This window comes from Alphaproteobacteria bacterium, from assembly GCA_039980135.1.
Lineage (GTDB): Bacteria > Pseudomonadota > Alphaproteobacteria > UBA6615 > UBA6615 > UBA8079.
The window spans coordinates 573,863-590,349 of the sequence record JBDXCV010000009.1 but is presented as its reverse complement, the minus strand read 5'-3'; the positions used below and the strand labels follow the sequence as shown (position 1 = coordinate 590,349).

16 protein-coding genes are annotated in these 16,487 nt (G+C 64.1%); 8 read left to right on the top strand and 8 right to left on the bottom strand.

What is annotated here, in order from left to right; translation table 11 throughout:
• Positions 1-29: 29 nt before the first annotated feature.
• Positions 30-575 carry a hypothetical protein gene (locus ABJ363_13315; protein MEP4379976.1) on the top strand — a complete coding sequence of 182 codons (546 nt, stop codon included), beginning with the start codon at positions 30-32 and terminating at the stop codon, positions 573-575.
• 12 nt (positions 576-587) lie between these two features.
• Here the strand turns inward: ABJ363_13315 and ABJ363_13310 are convergent, their stop codons facing one another.
• The 4 genes from ABJ363_13310 to ABJ363_13295 form a co-directional block, all read right to left on the bottom strand.
• Positions 588-1,943 carry a metallopeptidase TldD-related protein gene (locus ABJ363_13310; protein MEP4379975.1) on the bottom strand — a complete coding sequence of 452 codons (1,356 nt, stop codon included), beginning with the start codon at positions 1,941-1,943 and terminating at the stop codon, positions 588-590.
• 28 nt (positions 1,944-1,971) lie between these two features.
• A complete protein-coding gene (locus ABJ363_13305; protein ID MEP4379974.1) occupies positions 1,972-2,388 on the bottom strand; it encodes an MAPEG family protein in 417 nt (138 codons plus the stop codon).
• Between the two features lie 221 nt (positions 2,389-2,609).
• Positions 2,610-3,026 carry an MAPEG family protein gene (locus tag ABJ363_13300; protein MEP4379973.1) on the bottom strand — a complete coding sequence of 139 codons (417 nt, stop codon included), beginning with the start codon at positions 3,024-3,026 and terminating at the stop codon, positions 2,610-2,612.
• Positions 3,027-3,069: 43 nt separating this feature from the next.
• Positions 3,070-4,584: a UbiD family decarboxylase gene (locus ABJ363_13295; GenBank protein ID MEP4379972.1), complete on the bottom strand. Its 1,515-nt coding sequence runs from the start codon at positions 4,582-4,584 to the stop codon at positions 3,070-3,072.
• Positions 4,585-4,681: 97 nt separating this feature from the next.
• On the opposite strand from ABJ363_13295, the gene ABJ363_13290 reads away from it, so the two are divergent.
• Both ABJ363_13290 and ABJ363_13285 read left to right on the top strand, forming a co-directional pair.
• A complete protein-coding gene (locus tag ABJ363_13290) occupies positions 4,682-5,404 on the top strand; it encodes a hypothetical protein (protein MEP4379971.1) in 723 nt (240 codons plus the stop codon).
• Between the two features lie 71 nt (positions 5,405-5,475).
• Positions 5,476-5,859: a VOC family protein gene (locus ABJ363_13285; GenBank protein ID MEP4379970.1), complete on the top strand. Its 384-nt coding sequence runs from the start codon at positions 5,476-5,478 to the stop codon at positions 5,857-5,859.
• Positions 5,860-5,862: 3 nt separating this feature from the next.
• Here the strand turns inward: ABJ363_13285 and ubiA are convergent, their stop codons facing one another.
• On the bottom strand, positions 5,863-6,789 hold the full coding sequence (ubiA, locus tag ABJ363_13280; protein ID MEP4379969.1) for a 4-hydroxybenzoate octaprenyltransferase: 927 nt from the start codon (positions 6,787-6,789) through the stop codon (positions 5,863-5,865).
• Between the two features lie 51 nt (positions 6,790-6,840).
• Here ubiA and ABJ363_13275 point away from each other — a divergent pair, with 51 nt between their 5' ends.
• Genes ABJ363_13275 through ABJ363_13265 form a run of 3 tightly spaced genes read left to right on the top strand, consistent with a single transcriptional unit; the run spans position 6,841 to position 9,266 of the window.
• Positions 6,841-7,608, top strand: a complete 768-nt coding sequence (locus ABJ363_13275) for a 16S rRNA (uracil(1498)-N(3))-methyltransferase (protein ID MEP4379968.1) — start codon at positions 6,841-6,843, stop codon at positions 7,606-7,608.
• 24 nt (positions 7,609-7,632) lie between these two features.
• Positions 7,633-9,000: a glutamate--cysteine ligase gene (locus tag ABJ363_13270; GenBank protein ID MEP4379967.1), complete on the top strand. Its 1,368-nt coding sequence runs from the start codon at positions 7,633-7,635 to the stop codon at positions 8,998-9,000.
• A 26-nt stretch (positions 9,001-9,026) separates the two neighbouring features.
• The gene (locus ABJ363_13265; GenBank protein MEP4379966.1) at positions 9,027-9,266 is read left to right on the top strand and encodes a hypothetical protein; all 240 of its coding nucleotides are present in this window, start codon (positions 9,027-9,029) and stop codon (positions 9,264-9,266) included.
• On the opposite strand, the gene ABJ363_13260 is transcribed toward ABJ363_13265, so the two are convergent.
• The 3 genes from ABJ363_13260 to tldD form a co-directional block, all read right to left on the bottom strand.
• On the bottom strand, positions 9,263-10,831 hold the full coding sequence (locus ABJ363_13260) for a DHA2 family efflux MFS transporter permease subunit (GenBank protein ID MEP4379965.1): 1,569 nt from the start codon (positions 10,829-10,831) through the stop codon (positions 9,263-9,265). The genes ABJ363_13265 and ABJ363_13260 overlap by 4 nt on opposite strands.
• Positions 10,828-12,000, bottom strand: coding sequence for an HlyD family secretion protein (locus ABJ363_13255; GenBank protein ID MEP4379964.1), 1,173 nt, complete (start codon positions 11,998-12,000; stop codon positions 10,828-10,830). Before ABJ363_13255 ends, ABJ363_13260 begins: the two co-directional genes overlap by 4 nt.
• A gap of 163 nt (positions 12,001-12,163) precedes the next feature.
• Positions 12,164-13,597 (bottom strand): metalloprotease TldD, encoded by a 1,434-nt coding sequence (gene tldD / locus ABJ363_13250; GenBank protein MEP4379963.1) that lies wholly within the window; start codon positions 13,595-13,597, stop codon positions 12,164-12,166.
• 335 nt (positions 13,598-13,932) lie between these two features.
• Here tldD and coxB point away from each other — a divergent pair, with 335 nt between their 5' ends.
• Positions 13,933-14,826, top strand: coding sequence for a cytochrome c oxidase subunit II (gene coxB / locus ABJ363_13245; GenBank protein ID MEP4379962.1), 894 nt, complete (start codon positions 13,933-13,935; stop codon positions 14,824-14,826).
• Positions 14,827-14,846: 20 nt separating this feature from the next.
• Positions 14,847-16,472 (top strand): cytochrome c oxidase subunit I, encoded by a 1,626-nt coding sequence (ctaD, locus tag ABJ363_13240; protein ID MEP4379961.1) that lies wholly within the window; start codon positions 14,847-14,849, stop codon positions 16,470-16,472.
• Positions 16,473-16,487: the final 15 nt, after the last annotated feature.

The following is a 16,487-nucleotide window of genomic DNA, read 5'->3' as shown; positions in this document are numbered from 1 at the left end:
CCCGCGTACGCATGCGAGGAGACACGGACATGACGCGTATCAAGATTATCGACCGGGCGGACATGAACGCCGATCAGGCCAGGGTCTACGACGCCGCCAAGGCGAGCGGCGGCCCCGTTGGCGGGCCGTTTTACGCCTACATCCGCCAACCCGATCTGTTTCAGGTGGCGCAGGACATGCGCGATACGCTCGGCGCGGGGCCGCTGAGTGAGCGCGAGCGTCTGATCGTGTTCATGGTTGTCGCGCGGCACTGGAATGCGCGTTATCCCTGGTATGCCCAGTCGCGCAATGCGCTGGCCATCGGCATCGAGCGGGATATCGTGGATGCGATCAACGCCCGCGAGGTTCCTAACATGGCCGACGACCGTGAGCGGACCTGTTACGAGGTTGCCCGCGAGCTCATGGAATTGAACAAGCTCAGCGATGCGTCCTATGCCGCCGCCGAGGCGGTGATGGGCGAGACGGATCTGATCGGTCTCGTGGCCGCGTCGGGGCAGTTCGTGATGACCTGCTGCACGGCAAACGCCTTCGAGGTCGATCCGCCGGCCGACGAACCGGCCCCGCTGCGCGTCTGACCCGGATCGGAACTATTCGCCGCCGCCCGCGACCGTCATGCCGTCGATGCGTACGGTCGGGCTGTTGGTGCCGAAACGAAATTCGAGATCGTTCGCCCGGACCATGCCCGCGAACATCTGGTTCAGGTTGCTCGCGATCGTCAGCTCGGTAACGGGGAACGTGATCTCGCCATTCTCGATCCAGAAGCCTGACGCGCCGCGGCTATAGTCCCCGGTCACACCGTTCACGCCCATGCCCATCAGCGAGGTGATGTAGAACCCGGACTTGATGTCGGCCAGCAGTTCCGTCGGCGAGAGAGTTCCCGGCGTCAGATACAGGTTCGAGGGCCCCGGCGAGGGCGGACCCGACGTGCCGCGTCCGGCATGGCCGGTGGTCTCGAGACCGAGTTGCTTGGCCGAGGCGAGATCCAGAAGCCAGGTGGTCAGGACGCCGTCTTTGACAATAGATCGCTTCGAATTCGCGGTTCCCTCCGCATCGAAGGGCTTGGAGCGCATGCCGCGCTTGCGGTGCGGGTCATCGACAATCTCGATGTCGGCGGCGAAGATTTTTTCGCCCAGCCGGTCCTTGAGGAAGCTGGTGCCGCGGGCGATGGCGGGGCCGGTGATGGCGCCGGTGAGATGCCCCAGCAGGCCCCCGGCGACGCGCGGATGGAAGACGACCGGCACCTGCGCTGTCGGCATGCGGCGCGCGCCAAGCCGTGCGGCGGCCTTCTCGCCGGCCCGGCGGCCCACCGCGGCGGGGTCCTCCAGGTCGGCCATGTGAACCGCGTGGGCGAAGTCATATTCTGATTCCATGCCCGCGCCTTCGCCGGCGATGACCGAGACGCCGACGCCGGAATCGGTTCGCGCATAGTCCCCCGCGAAACCGTTGCTGGCCGCAAGGCAAACGCCGGTGCGGCTCCAGCTCGCCTGGGCGCCTTCGGAATTCGTGATGCCCTCGACGGCCCTGGCCGCGTCTTCGCATTGACGCGCCATCTCGACGAGGGTCTCGTTGCCGGGCTCCTCGGGATCAACCATGTCGAGATCGGGGATGTCGGTCGCCAGCTGGTCGGGGTCGGCCAATCCGCACCACGGATCGTCCGGCACGGCTGCGGCCATGTCGAGGGCGCGACCGACCAACTCGGAAAGGGCGTCCTTCGAGAAATCGGTCGAGGAGACGATCGCCTGCTTCTGTCCTCGAAAGACCCGAAGGCCCAAGTCGAAGCTTTCCTGGCGTTCGAGCTGCTCGATTTCACCCAACCGCTGAGCGTGGGAAATCGACGTCGCACGGATCAGCACGGCATCGGCCGCGTCGGCACCGCGTTTCGTGGCTTCGTTGACCAGATAGGCGAGCCGGTCGCGGTCTTCGGCGGACATGGAATCTGACATGACTTTATTCGTTCGCCTTGTTTTCGGGCTAGAGAGTTCCGGGTGCGAAAAACTCGACGATCCCGATGACGGATGCAAGGCCGAGTGTCGCCCAGTTGATCACGATCCCGGTGGCCCGGTTGAATGATTCGGCGTTGCCCATCAGGCCCAGCGCGTGCAGGACCCGGGCGATGATCAGCATGGCACCGAGGACGGTAATGATGACAGGCGAGACGCCCATCATCTCGATGAGCCCCAGCAGGATCAGGGTTGCCGGTACCCATTCCGTGAAGTTGGCATGGGCGCGGATGCGACGCGCCATGCCGTCGTCGCTGGCATCACCCCACATGATCTTGTGCTGAAACCGGTATTTGGTGACGCTGATGCCCAATGCGAGCTTCATCAGCCCGAGCAATGCCGCGACGAGCATGATGTTGACGGGCGCGACGGCAACGATCGCTTCCATGGTCATTCCCCTTCTTTTCGGCGTTCCGTCAGCGGTGACGGCAATCCATCCGGATTGGCTGCCCGGTCGGACAGTCATAAATCCTTCTACATCGTTGGGGCATTCACGACCACTTCGCTGTCGATGCGAACCCGGCGTACCGGTTTGCAACAGCGGGAATCGGCGCGAACCTCATCTCATTCGCGCCGCCGATTGTTTTCCGCCTGATAGGCGGCATTTGCCTAGAAGGAGCCGGGCGCGAAAAACTGAACGACCGCGATGATGACGGCGAGTGCCAGTACGATCCAGTGCATGGTGATGCCCGTCACCCGGTTGAAGGCTTCCGCGTTGCCCATCAACCCAAGGCCGTGCAGGCCCCGGCCAACGAGTAATGCGGCACCCAGCGCGCCGATGATGAAGGGCGATACCCCGGACATTTCAATCAACGCCAGGAGAATCAGTGTCGCGGGCACCCATTCCGAATGGTTTGCATGGGCGCGTATGCGGCGGGTCATCTGGTCGTCGCCATTGTCTCCCCAAGGGATATTGTGGCTTGCCCGGTACATGGTGACCCGGATACCAAGCACGAGTTTCATGGTGACCAGGAGCGCGGATATCAACATTGTGTTGACGGGCACGACGGCTGCAATCGATTCCATCGTCTTTCCCCTTTCTTGCAGAATGCCGGCAGTTGCGACGGCATTACTTCCAGATCGGCTTGCCCGATCCGGGCAGACCCAAATCGTTCCACATCTGCGAGACTTTTTCGACCACGTTGTCATCCATGCGGATCTCGCGCCCCCATTCGCGTTCGGTCTCGGGCGGAATCTTGTTGGTCGCATCGAGCCCGACCTTGCTGCCGAGGCTGGCCGACGGTGAGGCAAAATCGAGATAATCGATCGGCGTGTTTTCGATCAGCGTGATGTCGCGGGCCGGGTCCATGCGGGTCGAGATGGCCCACATCACGTCCTTCCAGTCGCGCGCGTCGATGTCATCGTCCACGACGATCACCCATTTCGTGTACATGAACTGGCGCAGATAGGACCACACGCCCATCATCACCCGCTTGGCATGGCCCGGATAGGCCTTGCGCATGGAGACCACGGCGATCCGGTAGGAACAGCCTTCGGGTGGGAGCCAGAAGTCGGTGATCTCGGGAAAGGCCTGGCGCAGAAGCGGGACGAACACGTCGTTCAACGCTTCGCCGAGGACAGACGGCTCGTCCGGTGGCCGGCCGGTGAAGGTCGAAAGATAGATCGGGTCGCGTCGCATGGTGATGGCGCTGACATGAAACACCGGGAACGGCTCGACGGAATTGTAATAGCCGGTGTGGTCGCCATAGGGGCCTTCGTCGCCATATTCGTCCAGCGAGACATGCCCCTCGATCACGATCTCCGCCGAGGCCGGTACCTTGAGCGGGACGGTCTTGCAATCCACCAGTTCCAGGCGCTTGCCGCGCAGCAGTCCCGCAAACTGGTACTCCGACAGATTGTCGGGCACCGGCGTGACGGCGGCGATGATGGTGCCCGGGTCCGCGCCGATGACGGCGGCGGCCGGCAGCGGCTCGGGGCGCTCGGCCTTCCAGCGGGCATGGTGCTGGGCGCCGCCGCGATGCTTGAGCCAGCGCATATAGGTCGATTTGGGTCCTGTCACCTGCATCCGGTAGATGCCCAGGTTGAATGCGTCCTCGCGCTTGCCGTCGGGGTCGGGGCCCTGGGTGACGATCAGCGGCCAGGTGATCAGGGGCGCGGGTTCGCCGGGCCAGCAGGTCTGGATCGGCAGCTTGGACAGGTCGATATCGTCCCCGGTCCAAACCACTTCATGGACCGGACCCGAAGAGACCGTCTTGGGTCGCATCGCCATCACGGTGCGCAGGATCGGCAGCTTGTCCCAGGCGTCCCGCAGGCCGCCGGGCGGCTCGGGCTGGCGCAGGAAGGCCAGGGTTTCGCCGATCTCGCGCAGCTGGTCCGGCTCCCGGTCCATGCCCCAGGCGACCCGTTCCACCGTCCCGAACAAATTGGCCAGCACGGGTATCGGGCTGGGGGTGCCGTCGTCGGCGACGACATTCTCGAACAGCACCGCCGGGCCGCCCTCGGCGAGCAACCGGGTCTGGATCTCGGTCATCTCGAGGTTGGCGGCGACCGGGTGGCTCACCCGGACGAGGCGCTCATCGCGTTCCAGGCGGTCAATGAAATCACGGAGGCTGGCATATGGCATGGCGCTCGACTTAGACCGGTCTCGCGCGCGCGCGTCAAGAACCGGCTTTCGTGCAAGTTCGCTTGCAGGTCCCCCAGCGGCACGGGACAATAGGACTATGACGACTGACCCCTTCGAAACCGACCCCGCGCTGGTGCGCGCCGTCGGCTACCCGTATGACATCACTGCGCACTCGTTCACCTTCATCGATGGCGAGGCCGCGCCGTTCGATGTCGCGCTCACAGCGGGACGTCGCCCCGTTATCGGCTACGGGTCGAACCAGTCCCCGCTGCGGTTGCGCCAGAAATACGGGACCGATCACGCGCCGATCCCGGTGCAACGCGCCTGGCTCGACGATCACGACGTCGTCTTCTCGGCGCATTTCTCGAGCTATGGATCGTTGCCGGCGGCCCTGCGTCATGTGCCCGGGACGCGCGTGGCGGTGGCCGTGAACTGGTTGAGCGACGCCGAACTGGAGGTCATGCATCCGACCGAGATCGACAATTACCATTTCGCGCGGCTCGACGGTCTGGCCCTGGCGCTCGATGGCGGTGATGTCATCGATGCCGCCTGGGCCTATCTCAGCTTTCGCGGCCATGTGGGCGATGCCACCCTGCCGTTTGCGTTGGCGGAGATCGCCGCCGAGGGCCGGCAACTGCCCGCGCTTTCACAACGCGAAGCGCTGACCCTGATGCGGGACCGGATCGCGCCGGGCGAAGATCTGGCGGCGTTCGTGCGCGCCCATATCGACGATCCGGCGGCCCGCGATGCGCGGGTCGGGCGGCTGCAGGCGGCGGCGCATCCGGTGGCCCATGCCTCACATAAAGTTGAGGCGATCTGAACCTGCACTTCCATTTGCATGTCACCGGCGCATGATATAGTTAACCATTAGGTTAATTAAAGGAGGCTGCAATGGCAGATCACGGCACTTTTTACTGGAACGAGCTCTCGACGACGGACATCGAGGCGGCGAAGAAATTCTACGCGAAGCTCGCGGGCTGGCGTTTCAACGAGATGCCCATGGACAATGGCGGCACCTATTATGTCGCCATGCTGGGCGAGGTGCCTGCGGGCGGGATCATGGGGATGCCCGAGGGCGCACCAGACGGCACGCCACCCTATTGGCGGGCGTATATCTCGGTCGACGATATCGATTCCGTCATGGTGCAGGCCAAGGCGGAGGGTGCGGAAGTTCTCATGGAAGCGTTCGATGTTCCCGGCGTCGGCCGGATCGGCACGATGCGAGATCCACAGGGCGCCGAAATTTCCTTCATGACCCCCGCCGCGCAGGAGTAGCGCTCAGGTCAGCAACCGGCCAGCGATGGCAGCGGCGAAAATGATCAGCCCGAAATCCCGGTTGGCGCGAAACTTCGCCAGGCAGTCCTTCGCATCGTCGAAATCGATCGTGAGGGCCTGCCAGGCGAGGTGGGCCGCCCCGAGCGCGAGTCCGGCCCAGAACGGCCATGCGAGTGCCGCCATCCAGCCGGTTACCGCCAGCAGGACGATGGCCACGACATAGAAACCCGCGACCCAGGGGCGGGAGTTGGCACCCAGCAGGCGGGCGGTGGACTTGATGCTGACCAGCGCGTCGTCTTCCTTGTCCTGGTGGGCGTAGATCGTGTCGTAGCCCAGGGTCCAGAAGAACCCGGCGGCGTAGAGCACGAATGCGGCGGGATCGAGATCACCGCGCACCACGGCCCAGCCCAGCAGCGCGCCCCAGTTGAAGGTCAGGCCCAGCCAGGCCTGGGGCCACCAGGTGATCCGTTTCATCAGCGGATAGGGCACGACGAGGATGAGGCTCAGCGCGCCGATGGCGATTGCGAAGCCGTTGAACTGCACCAGGATCGCGAAGCTGGCCGCGAGCAGCAGGGCGAGGAACGCCAGCGCGGCCCGTACGCTCACCGCGCCGCTGGCGAGCGGCCGGTCGGCGGTTCGTGCGACGCGCGCGTCGAAATCGCGGTCGAAATAGTCGTTGATCACGCAGCCCGCACCCCGCATCAGGACAGCGCCGATACCGAACAGGCCGACCCAGTAGAAGTTCGGCCATGCGCCCGGCGCGGCGGGAATCGCGAGCGCCCACCAGCCCGGCAGCAACAGCAACCAGGTGCCGATGGGCCGGTCGAGACGCATCAGCCGCGCATACGGCCGCGTGCGTTCGGGCGCATAGCGGTCGAGCCAGTTGCCGCGCGGGATGTCACTGGCGTTATGATGTGGGGCGTCGTGCATGACGCATTGTTAGCCCAGACGGGGCCGCGTCCCCAATCCCGGATTTACCCGATGTCCGATACCCCGGCAGATTTCACCCGCATCCGCCTGTTCGTCGAAGACGATCTTGTGTCGGGCGGCGGCTTCACCCTGGGCCGGGATCAGAGCCATTACCTGCAGAATGTGATGCGCCGCGGCGCCGGCGACCGGGTGGCACTCTTCAACGGGCGCGACGGCGAATTCTGGGCCGAGCTGACCGAAATGCGCCGGGGCGCCGTGCGCCTGTCGATCCGCGAGCGGCTGCGCGATCAGGCACCCGCGCCCGACCTCTGGCTGGTCTTCGCGCCGATCAAGCGCGCGGCGGTCAATTTCATGGTCACCAAGGCGACCGAGCTCGGGGTCTCGCGGATCGTGCCCGTGATCACGGCGCGGACCAACTCCGAGCGAGTCAACACGCGGCGTTTGCGCGCGAATGCGATCGAGGCGGCCGAGCAATCCGAGCGCCTGAGCATCCCGGAGATCGACGCGCCGGTCCGGTTCCCGGATTTTCTCGATGCGTGGCCGACGGCGCGACGGTTGCTGGTCGGCGACGAGACCGGGGCCGGGAAACCGATTCTGGATATCGCGGCGGAACTCGCCGAGAACCCCGCACCGCTTGCGGTGATGACCGGACCGGAGGGCGGTTTTGCGCCGGCCGAGCTTGACCAATTGCGTGATGTACCCTTTGTTACGCCTGTCGGGTTGGGGCCGCGTGTGCTGCGCGCCGACACGGCCGCGCTGGCGGCCCTTGCCGTTGTTCAAGCCGTTGCCGGGGACTGGCGTTCCGGGCGCGTGGGTTAACCGGAACCAGTCGGGAATTTAATCATGGCAGCACCGTCTTCGGGTGGCGGGCCGGTCATCGAATCCAAGGATCAGCTCATCGCGTGGTTCGCCGAAGGCGAGAAACCGCGCGAGGCCTGGCGGATCGGGACCGAGCACGAGAAATTCGCATTCCGGCAGTCGGATCGCGCGCCGCTGTCCTACGACAGCAGCCCGGGAATTCGTGACCTCCTCGAAGGTCTGCAACGTTTCGGATGGGAGCCGGTGTTCGAGGGCGCGAATGTCATCGCGTTGTCGGGCGAGAGCGGCGCCAATATTTCCCTCGAGCCTGGCGGACAGTTCGAACTTTCGGGCGCGCCGCTGGAGACCCTGCACCAGACCTGCGACGAGGTGCATGAGCATCTCAAGCAACTGCGCGAGGTCAACCGCGAACTGGGTGTCGCCATGCTGGGGATCGGCTACCACCCGTTCCTCAAGCGCGAAAATGCGCCCTGGATGCCGAAGGGTCGATACAAGATCATGCGCGAATACATGCCCAAGGTCGGCTCCATGGGCCTCGACATGATGCTGCGCACCTGCACGGTTCAGGTCAATCTGGATTTCGACAGCGAGGCCGACATGGCGCGCAAGATGCGTGTGGGGATGGCGCTGCAGCCGATCGCTACTGCCCTGTTCGCGAATTCGCCCTTCAAGGAGGGCAAACGCACGGAATATGTGAGCCTGCGCAGCCATGTCTGGACGGACACGGACAATGATCGGTCGGGTATCCTGCCCTTCGTGTTCGACGACGATTTCGGTTACGAGCAATATGTCGACTACGCGCTCGATACGCCGATGTATTTCGTCTACCGCGACGGGGCCTATATCGACGCGTCGGGTCAGTCATTTCGCGACTTCATGGCCGGCAATCTCGCGGCTCTGCCGGGCGAGCGGGCGACCATGGGTGACTGGACCGATCACACGACGACATTGTTTCCCGAAGTCCGCCTGAAGCGTTTCCTCGAGATGCGCGGCGCCGACGGCGGCCCGTGGCGGCGCGTATGCGCGCTGCCGGCGTTCTGGGTCGGCCTGCTCTATGACACGGCCGCCCTCGACGCGGCCTCGGATATGATCGCCGACTGGTCGGCGGACGAGGTCGTGGAAATGCGTAATGAGGTACCCGCGCAGGGGCTCGCGACGCCGTTCCGCAATCGATCGCTGCTCGATCTCGCCCGCGAAGCGCTGGAGATCTCGCGGATGGGCCTGCGCAACCGGGCCCGGGAGGATTTCTGGGGCCAGGACGAGACTCATTTTCTGGCCACCCTGGAACAGATCGTCGACAGCGGACTCACCCCGGCGGAGAACAAGCTCGCCGCCTTCGACGGCCGCTGGGACCATGACGTGAACCGGGCATTCGAGGAGTACGCCTGGTAGGGGTCAACTGAAAGAGGAGACAAGGCATGCAGCACGGATTCGATTTTACGTTCTTTCTACCGTTCGTCATTTTCATGATTCCGTTCGCCATCGGGAACTATTTCCTGGCGGGACGAATGGGGCGCAACCAGGTGCTCTGGGTCGTGCTGACCCTGATTCCCGTCGTCAATTTCATATTCATCTACTATGTGATGTATGTGGTCGTGCTCTACATCCTCGACAAACTCAACAAGCTGACCGAACGCCCGGAGGCGACGCCGAGCTAACTGCGCCGGAACGGGCTCCACAGCGCGAGCGAGAGAATCACCGCGAGCAGGCCGACGAGCGCGAACACGAAGAACGTGTCCTGGAATGCCCGCGCGGTCGCCTGTGCGGCAATCATGCGGCCGAGATAAAGCGTCGCCAGCGGCCCCTCGATCGTGTCGGGAAAACCGGCCGCAGTCAGCATGTCACGCACGCCGGCGAGCAGGCCCCCGGTGGCGGAGTTCGCCTCCGTCTGGGTGGCTGCCAGAACTTCGCTATACACCGAGGTGCGCCGTTCGATGAAGATCGCCACCAGGTTGATTCCGAACGCGCCGCCCATCTGACGAGTGAAGTTGAGCATGCCGTTGGCCCGGCCCATCTGCGAGGGCGGGGCGGCCTGCAGGCCGACCGCGGTCACCGGCGGGAATAGCATGCCCTGGCCAATCCGGCCCAGCCCGACGATCGCGGCGAAGGTGATGAATGCGGTGTTGACGTCGGAGAACCCCATCAGCCAGAGCGAGATCGTGAACAGCATGAAGCCGCACGCCAGGGGGATGTAGGGCGGCACGAGGTCAGAGGTGCGGCCGGCCAGCGGCAGCACCATGCCCATGATCAGCCCGCCCGGGACAAGCACGAGGCCGGCGCGCAGGGGCGAGTAGTTCTGGACCAGCTGGACGAAGACCGGCTGCAGATAGAATGAGCCGAACAGGGTCGCGCCGAACAGGAACGAGACCATGTTGGCGATGGCGAACCGCGGTCGCGCCAGCAGGCGTACATCGAAGATCGGGTCGTCGACGAACAATTCCCAGGCGATGAAAATAATTGCCGACCCGAGCCCGGTTCCCAGGAGGAGCATCACGAAGTTGGAGTTCCAGCCCTTCAGCTGGCCGTTCGAAAGGCCGGTCAGCGTGGCCGTCAGGAAGGTCGCCACAAGCAGGAAGCCGAACCAGTCCAGATGGGTGCGCGGCGCGGTGCGGTCGCGGGTCGCAAACACGACGGAGGCGAGCATCATCGAAAAGAAGGCGACCGGAAGGGCGACATAGAAGGTGAACCGCCAGTTGAACTGGTCGATCGCAACACCGCCGAACCACGGACCGAGGCCGGGGCCGAGCACGAAACTGATGCCGAACAGACCGGCGACCATGGCGCGCCGGTTCGGCGGGAACACGGCAAACATCGCCATCATCGTCAGGGGCAGGATGACCCCGGCGGCGAGACCCTGCGTGGCGCGGCCCAGCACCACCACCAGATAGGTCTGCGCCGTGCCGCCGGCGACGGAGGCGGCGAAGAACATCATCATCATCGCCACGAAGACATGACGGGAGCCGAAGGTGCGGGTCAGCCAGTCGCTCAGCAGCATGCCCGCGGTCATGGCCGCGAAGAAGGCGGTGGCCATCCACTGCGCCTGATCCTGGCCGACGCCGAATGCGCCCATGATGTCTGGCACGGCAACGTTGGTGATGGTGCCCGAGAGCGCGAGCGCAAGAGAGGATGACAGGCTCGTGGCGACGACCAGCCAGCGATGAGCGAAGCCCACATCGGCTGCTCCCGCGCCGGCGGTGCCGGCTGGCATCGCCGCGTCGGTCACCGTCCGGGAATCGCGATGTTCACCACGGCCATCATGCCCGGGCGCAGCACACCCTGGGTCTCGTCGATGGCGATCCGCACCGGCAGGCGTTGGGTGACCTTGGTGAAATTGCCGCTCGGGTTCGGGTTGGGCAGCAGCGCGAATTCACTCGTCGCCGCCTGGCCGATGCGCGCCACCGTCCCGCTGAACTGCCGGTCGGGAAAGGCATCGATCCTGACCTCGACATTCATGCCCGGCGCGAGGTGGCGGATATCCGTCTCCTTGATATTCGCCTCGACCCAGACAAGTTCGGGGTTGTGCACCAGCATCAGGCGCTGCCCGGGGCTGACAAATTCGCCGCGATCCACAAAGGTCTCCGAGACCACGCCGTCGATCGGACTCTTGATGGTCCGGTCGGCGGCGTCGAGCGCCTGCTGATCGCGTTGCGCGGCGATCTCGGCTTCCTCGAAGCGCAGCGCATCCATGCGGCTTGCCAGCACGTTCATCTCGCCCCGCGCCGCTTCCGCCTCACCAACATCGGCCAGGGCGGCGGCCAGATCCGCCTGGGCCTTCTGGTGCCGCTCCTGGGCGCGGCTGAGTTCCGTATGGACCTGATCGAGGCGCTGGCGCGACACGATCTGCTCGGCCAGCAGGGTGCGGGTGCGTTCGAAATCGGTGCGCGCGAATTCGAACTGTTCGCGGCTTGCCTCGACGGCGACCCGCGCCGCGCCGGCGCGCGAACGCACCGCCTCCACCCGGCTGGCCGTGGTCCGGTCGATCAGGTCGATTTGCGAGGTAATCTGTTGCTGTGCTGCCGCCAGGGCCGCGATGCGGGCACCATACTCGGTCAGTTTGAGCTGGGATTCCCGGGAATCGATCTCGATGAGCAGATCGCCGCGACGAACCTTGTCGCCCTCGATGATCGGCAAGTCGACGACCCAGCCCGAAACGCGGCTCGAAATCGCGATCGTGTCGGCCTGGATACGCGCATCGGTTTCGCTGACATGGGCCCATTGCCAATAGCCCCACCGTCCCGCGCCCGCGACGGCGATCAGCACAATGGAGACGATGACCAGGTTTCGGACAAGCGGACCCAGCCGTCTCGGCGGTGGGGCCGACATCTCGGAACCGGTCCCGGTCGCAGTCCCTGCTGAGGCCGAGGTCTCTTGTACGCGTCCTTCGTCGGGCATGTCGTCTCCGAATAGACCGTCGTGCCCGGTCCGGCATGACGGTCGGGTGAATCGGCAGGCTTGAATATTCTTGCCTTGGTTATTCTGTACCGGACTGGAATATGAAACAAATCACCATGCAGAATATGCATAGCTGTTGTGTTTGGAGCCGGCTTTCGACCGGTCAGACCGCGGTACCGCCCACGGTGAGAGATTCCAGGTACATGGTCGGCTGGCCGACCCCGACCGGGACCGACTGACCGTCCTTGCCGCAGGTGCCGACTCCGTCGTCGAGCCGAGTATCGTTGCCGATCAGCTTTACCCGGGTCAGCGCGTCGGGGCCGTTCCCGATCAGGGTCGCCCCCTTGACAGGTGCGCCGAGCTTGCCGTTCTCGATCATGTAGGCCTCGGTGCAGCTGAATACGAATTTGCCGTTGGTGATGTCGACCTGGCCGCCGCCGAAATTCACGGCATAGATGCCGGTCTTTGCCGCCTTGATGCATTCCTCGGGGTCGGCCTCGCCGTCGAGCATGTAGGTGTTGGTCATGCGTGGCATCGGATTGTGGGCGAAGGATTGCCGTCGCCCGTTGCCGGTCGGCGCCATGCCCATGAGCCGCGCATTCATCCGGTCCTGCATGTAGTTCTTCAGGATGCCATCCTCGATCAGCACGTTATAGGCACTGGGCGTGCCTTCATCGTCGATCGTGATCGAACCGCGCCGGTCCGCCAATGTGCCGTCATCGACCACGGTGACCCCCGGGGCCGCGACCCGTTCGCCGAGCAGTGTCGAGAAGGCCGAGGTCTTCTTGCGGTTGAAATCGCCTTCGAGGCCGTGGCCGATGGCCTCGTGGAGGAGGACCCCGGGCCAGCCGGGGCCCAGTACGACCGGCATTTCGCCGGCGGGCGCGGGTACGGAATCGAGATTCACCAGAGCCTGGCGCAGGGCCTCATCGACCTGCGCGTGCCAGTTTTCCGGCGAAATCCACTGGTCGTAGATGGCTCGGCCGCCGACCCCGTGGGAGCCGGTTTCCTGGCGGTCGCCGTCGCCGACCATGAGCGAGACATTGAGGCGTACCAGCGGGCGGATATCGGCGCGCCGGTCGCCGCCGGCCCGGACGATCTGCACGGCCTGCCAGCTTCCCGACAGCGACGCGGTTACCTGGCGCACGCGCGGGTCGCTCCCGCGCGCATAGGCGTCGATCTCCGACAGGAGCGCCACCTTGTCCTCAAACGCCATCTCGCCCAGCGGGTTGGTATCGGTGTAGAGGTCGCGGTTTGTGCCGGCAGGGGAATCGGCCACGGTCCCGCTGCGGCCGGTGCGCACCGCACTCACCGTATCGCCGGCGCGTGTAATCGCGGCTTCGCTCATCTCCGTCGAATGGGCATATCCGGTCGCCTCGCCCGAGACGGCACGCAGGCCGAACCCCTGGGAGGTGTCGAAATTGGCGTTGCGCACACGCCCATCGTCAAACGTGATGCTCTCGGACTGGTTATATTCGAGAAACAGCTCGCCATCGTCGGCGCCCTCGAGCGCGGTATCGACCCGTGCCACCACCCGTTCGGGGTCCATGCCGGTTCGCGCGTAGAAGATGTCGTCGGTGCGGGCAATGTCTGTCATGGGGTGATGTTCGCTCGAGGTTGGGTCCGGAAAGTCGTCCCAACAATATGGGACATGGATCACGATTGTCAGCCTTGGGCGGTCAACAAACGGTGGGGACGAAAATATTGCTTCTATCGCCGCGCCCGACCGGATGGCCGTTTGGCCCCGAATTGTTTGTACAATCAGGGATTTGCGGCGCTGCGACAAGGTGTCTCAAGGCTGTAAATCGCGCGGGCTGTGACTTGTTGAGGGCGGTGCGCTGGTATATTTTTCGGCCCGTCCAATGGGCTATAGGGGGTTATCCGCCATGCGATCCGATTCGCGGGCGCGGGTGGCCAGATGGAAGCGAGCGAATGACGACAATTCAACATCATCTGAAACGCGCCGCCGGTTACACCGGTTTGGCTGGTCTTGCGAGCATGCTGTTCGCAATTGTGGCGACCCCCGCGGTGGCCCAGCAGCCGGAACCCTGGCAACTCGGGTTTCAACAGGCGCATTCGCCGATCATGGAGCAGATGACGACGTTCCATGATTTCCTTCTCTGGGTCATTTTCGCGACCTCGGTTTTCGTGCTGGCGTTGCTGCTCTACACGATCGTGCGTTTCCGCGAGAAGGCGAACCCCAATCCCACCAAGACGACCCACAACACGATGATCGAAATCCTCTGGACGCTGGTCCCGATCGTCATTCTGTTTGTGATCGGGTTTTTCTCCCTGCCGCTCTTGTACGCGACCGACGACGTCACCGACGCCGACCTCACGATCAAGGCGATCGGGCGCCAGTGGTACTGGAGTTACGAATTTCCCGACCACGGCGATTTCACCTTCGATGCATTCATGGTGCCGGACGACGAGCTCAAGCCCGGGCAGCCCCGTTTGCTGACGACGGATGAGAATCTGGTCCTGCCGGTCGGCAAGAAGATCCGCGTCCTCGTGACGTCGTCCGACGTGTTGCACGCCTTCGCGATGCCGGCACTCGGTTCGAAAGTCGATGCCGTGCCGGGGCGCACGAACGAGACCTGGTTCCTGATCGACGAGCCGGGCATGTATTACGGTCAGTGTTCGGAACTTTGTGGTGCGGGGCATGCGTTCATGCCGCTGACCATCAAGGCCGTGCCCGAGGCGGAGTTTGACGCCTGGATCACGAACGCGCAGGCACGCTTCGGCGGCGCCGACGGCGATTTGACCCCGCGACCGATCCAGATCACACGAAATGAAACGGGCGCTGCGCCCGTGTCCGCACAGTAGCGCGGCGAGGAGATTGTAAGATGGCTGACGCACACGCAGACGCACACGCGCACGACGATCACACCCCGCGCGGCTGGCGACGGTGGGTCTACTCGACCAACCATAAAGACATCGGGACGATGTATCTCACCTTCTCGATCGTCGCCGGCATCATCGGTGGCATCTTCTCGATCCTGATGCGGCTCGAACTGCAGGATCCGGGTACCCAGTTCTTCCTCGCGGGCGACGGCACCACCGACGGCCAGTTCTGGAACGTGATCATCACGGCCCACGGCCTGATCATGGTGTTCTTCGTGGTCATGCCCGCCGTCATCGGCGGCTTCGGCAACTGGTTCATCCCGCTGCTGATCGGCGCGCCGGACATGGCGTTTCCGCGGATGAACAACATCTCCTTCTGGCTGCTGCCGCCGGCCTTCCTGCTGCTCGTGGGCAGTACATTCGTGGGCGGTGGGGCCGGCACCGGCTGGACGGTCTATCCACCGCTCTCGTCGGCTGTGGGGCAACCCGGACCGTCGGTGGATATGGCGATCTTTGCGCTGCATCTGGCGGGCGCATCCTCGATTCTCGGTGCGATCAACTTCATCACCACGATCTTCAACATGCGTGCGCCGGGCATGACCCTGCACCGCATGCCCCTGTTCATCTGGGGCGAGCTGGTGACCGCTTTCCTGCTGGTCCTCGCGGTACCGGTGCTCGCCGGCGCGATCACGATGCTGCTCACGGATCGCAACTTCGGCACGTCATTCTTCGACGCCGCCGGCGGTGGCGACCCGATCCTGTTCCAGCATCTGTTCTGGTTCTTCGGTCATCCCGAGGTCTACATCATGATCCTGCCGGGCTTCGGCATCATCAGCCAGATCGTCTCGACCTTCTCGAAGAAACCCGTCTTCGGCTATCTCGGCATGGCCTACGCCATGGTCGGCATCGGCTTCGTCGGGTTCATCGTCTGGGCCCATCACATGTTCACGGTCGGACTCGACGTCGATACGCGGGCATATTTCACGGTCGCGACAATGGTGATCGCGGTGCCGACCGGCATCAAGATATTCTCCTGGATCGCGACCATGTGGGGCGGGTCCGTCCGCATGGACACGCCGATGCTCTGGGCCGTCGGGTTTATCTTTCTGTTCACCGTCGGTGGCGTGACGGGCGTGGTACTCGCCAATGCGGGCCTCGATCTGGCGCTGCATGACACCTATTACGTGGTGGCCCACTTCCACTATGTGCTGAGCCTCGGCGCGGTCTTCACCATGTTCGCCGGTTTCTACTACTGGATCGGCAAGATGTCGGGCAGGCAGTACAACGAGACCCTCGGCAAGCTGCATTTCTGGATCACGTTCGTCGGCGTGAACATCACCTTCTTCCCGCAGCATTTCCTGGGCCTGGCCGGCATGCCGCGCCGCATCTCCGATTATCCCGATGCGTATGCGGGCTGGAACGAGGTGTCGTCGATCGGTTCGTATATTTCGGCCGTCGGTATCGTGTTGTTCATCTTCATCGTCATCCAGACCCTCACATCCGGACGCCGGGTGGAGGCGAATTACTGGGGCGAGGGTGCCACGACCCTGGAGTGGACGGTTCCCTCACCGGCACCGCACCACACCCATGAGGAACTGCCTGAAATCAAGCCGGCACCGGCCCACTAGGCGGTCGCGGGTTCG

Coding starts and splice junctions, on each gene's coding strand:
- ABJ363_13275 (MEP4379968.1), top strand. CDS start 6,841: ATGTCCGATACCCCGGCAGATTTCACCCGCATCCGCCTGTTCGTCGAA.
- ABJ363_13255 (MEP4379964.1), bottom strand. CDS start 12,000: ATGCCCGACGAAGGACGCGTACAAGAGACCTCGGCCTCAGCAGGGACT.
- ctaD (MEP4379961.1), top strand. CDS start 14,847: ATGGCTGACGCACACGCAGACGCACACGCGCACGACGATCACACCCCG.
- tldD (MEP4379963.1), bottom strand. CDS start 13,597: ATGACAGACATTGCCCGCACCGACGACATCTTCTACGCGCGAACCGGC.
- ABJ363_13290 (MEP4379971.1), top strand. CDS start 4,682: ATGACGACTGACCCCTTCGAAACCGACCCCGCGCTGGTGCGCGCCGTC.
- ABJ363_13315 (MEP4379976.1), top strand. CDS start 30: ATGACGCGTATCAAGATTATCGACCGGGCGGACATGAACGCCGATCAG.
- ABJ363_13310 (MEP4379975.1), bottom strand. CDS start 1,943: ATGTCAGATTCCATGTCCGCCGAAGACCGCGACCGGCTCGCCTATCTG.
- ABJ363_13300 (MEP4379973.1), bottom strand. CDS start 3,026: ATGGAATCGATTGCAGCCGTCGTGCCCGTCAACACAATGTTGATATCC.
- ABJ363_13305 (MEP4379974.1), bottom strand. CDS start 2,388: ATGGAAGCGATCGTTGCCGTCGCGCCCGTCAACATCATGCTCGTCGCG.
- ABJ363_13285 (MEP4379970.1), top strand. CDS start 5,476: ATGGCAGATCACGGCACTTTTTACTGGAACGAGCTCTCGACGACGGAC.
- ABJ363_13295 (MEP4379972.1), bottom strand. CDS start 4,584: ATGCCATATGCCAGCCTCCGTGATTTCATTGACCGCCTGGAACGCGAT.
- coxB (MEP4379962.1), top strand. CDS start 13,933: ATGACGACAATTCAACATCATCTGAAACGCGCCGCCGGTTACACCGGT.
- ABJ363_13265 (MEP4379966.1), top strand. CDS start 9,027: ATGCAGCACGGATTCGATTTTACGTTCTTTCTACCGTTCGTCATTTTC.
- ABJ363_13270 (MEP4379967.1), top strand. CDS start 7,633: ATGGCAGCACCGTCTTCGGGTGGCGGGCCGGTCATCGAATCCAAGGAT.
- ubiA (MEP4379969.1), bottom strand. CDS start 6,789: ATGCACGACGCCCCACATCATAACGCCAGTGACATCCCGCGCGGCAAC.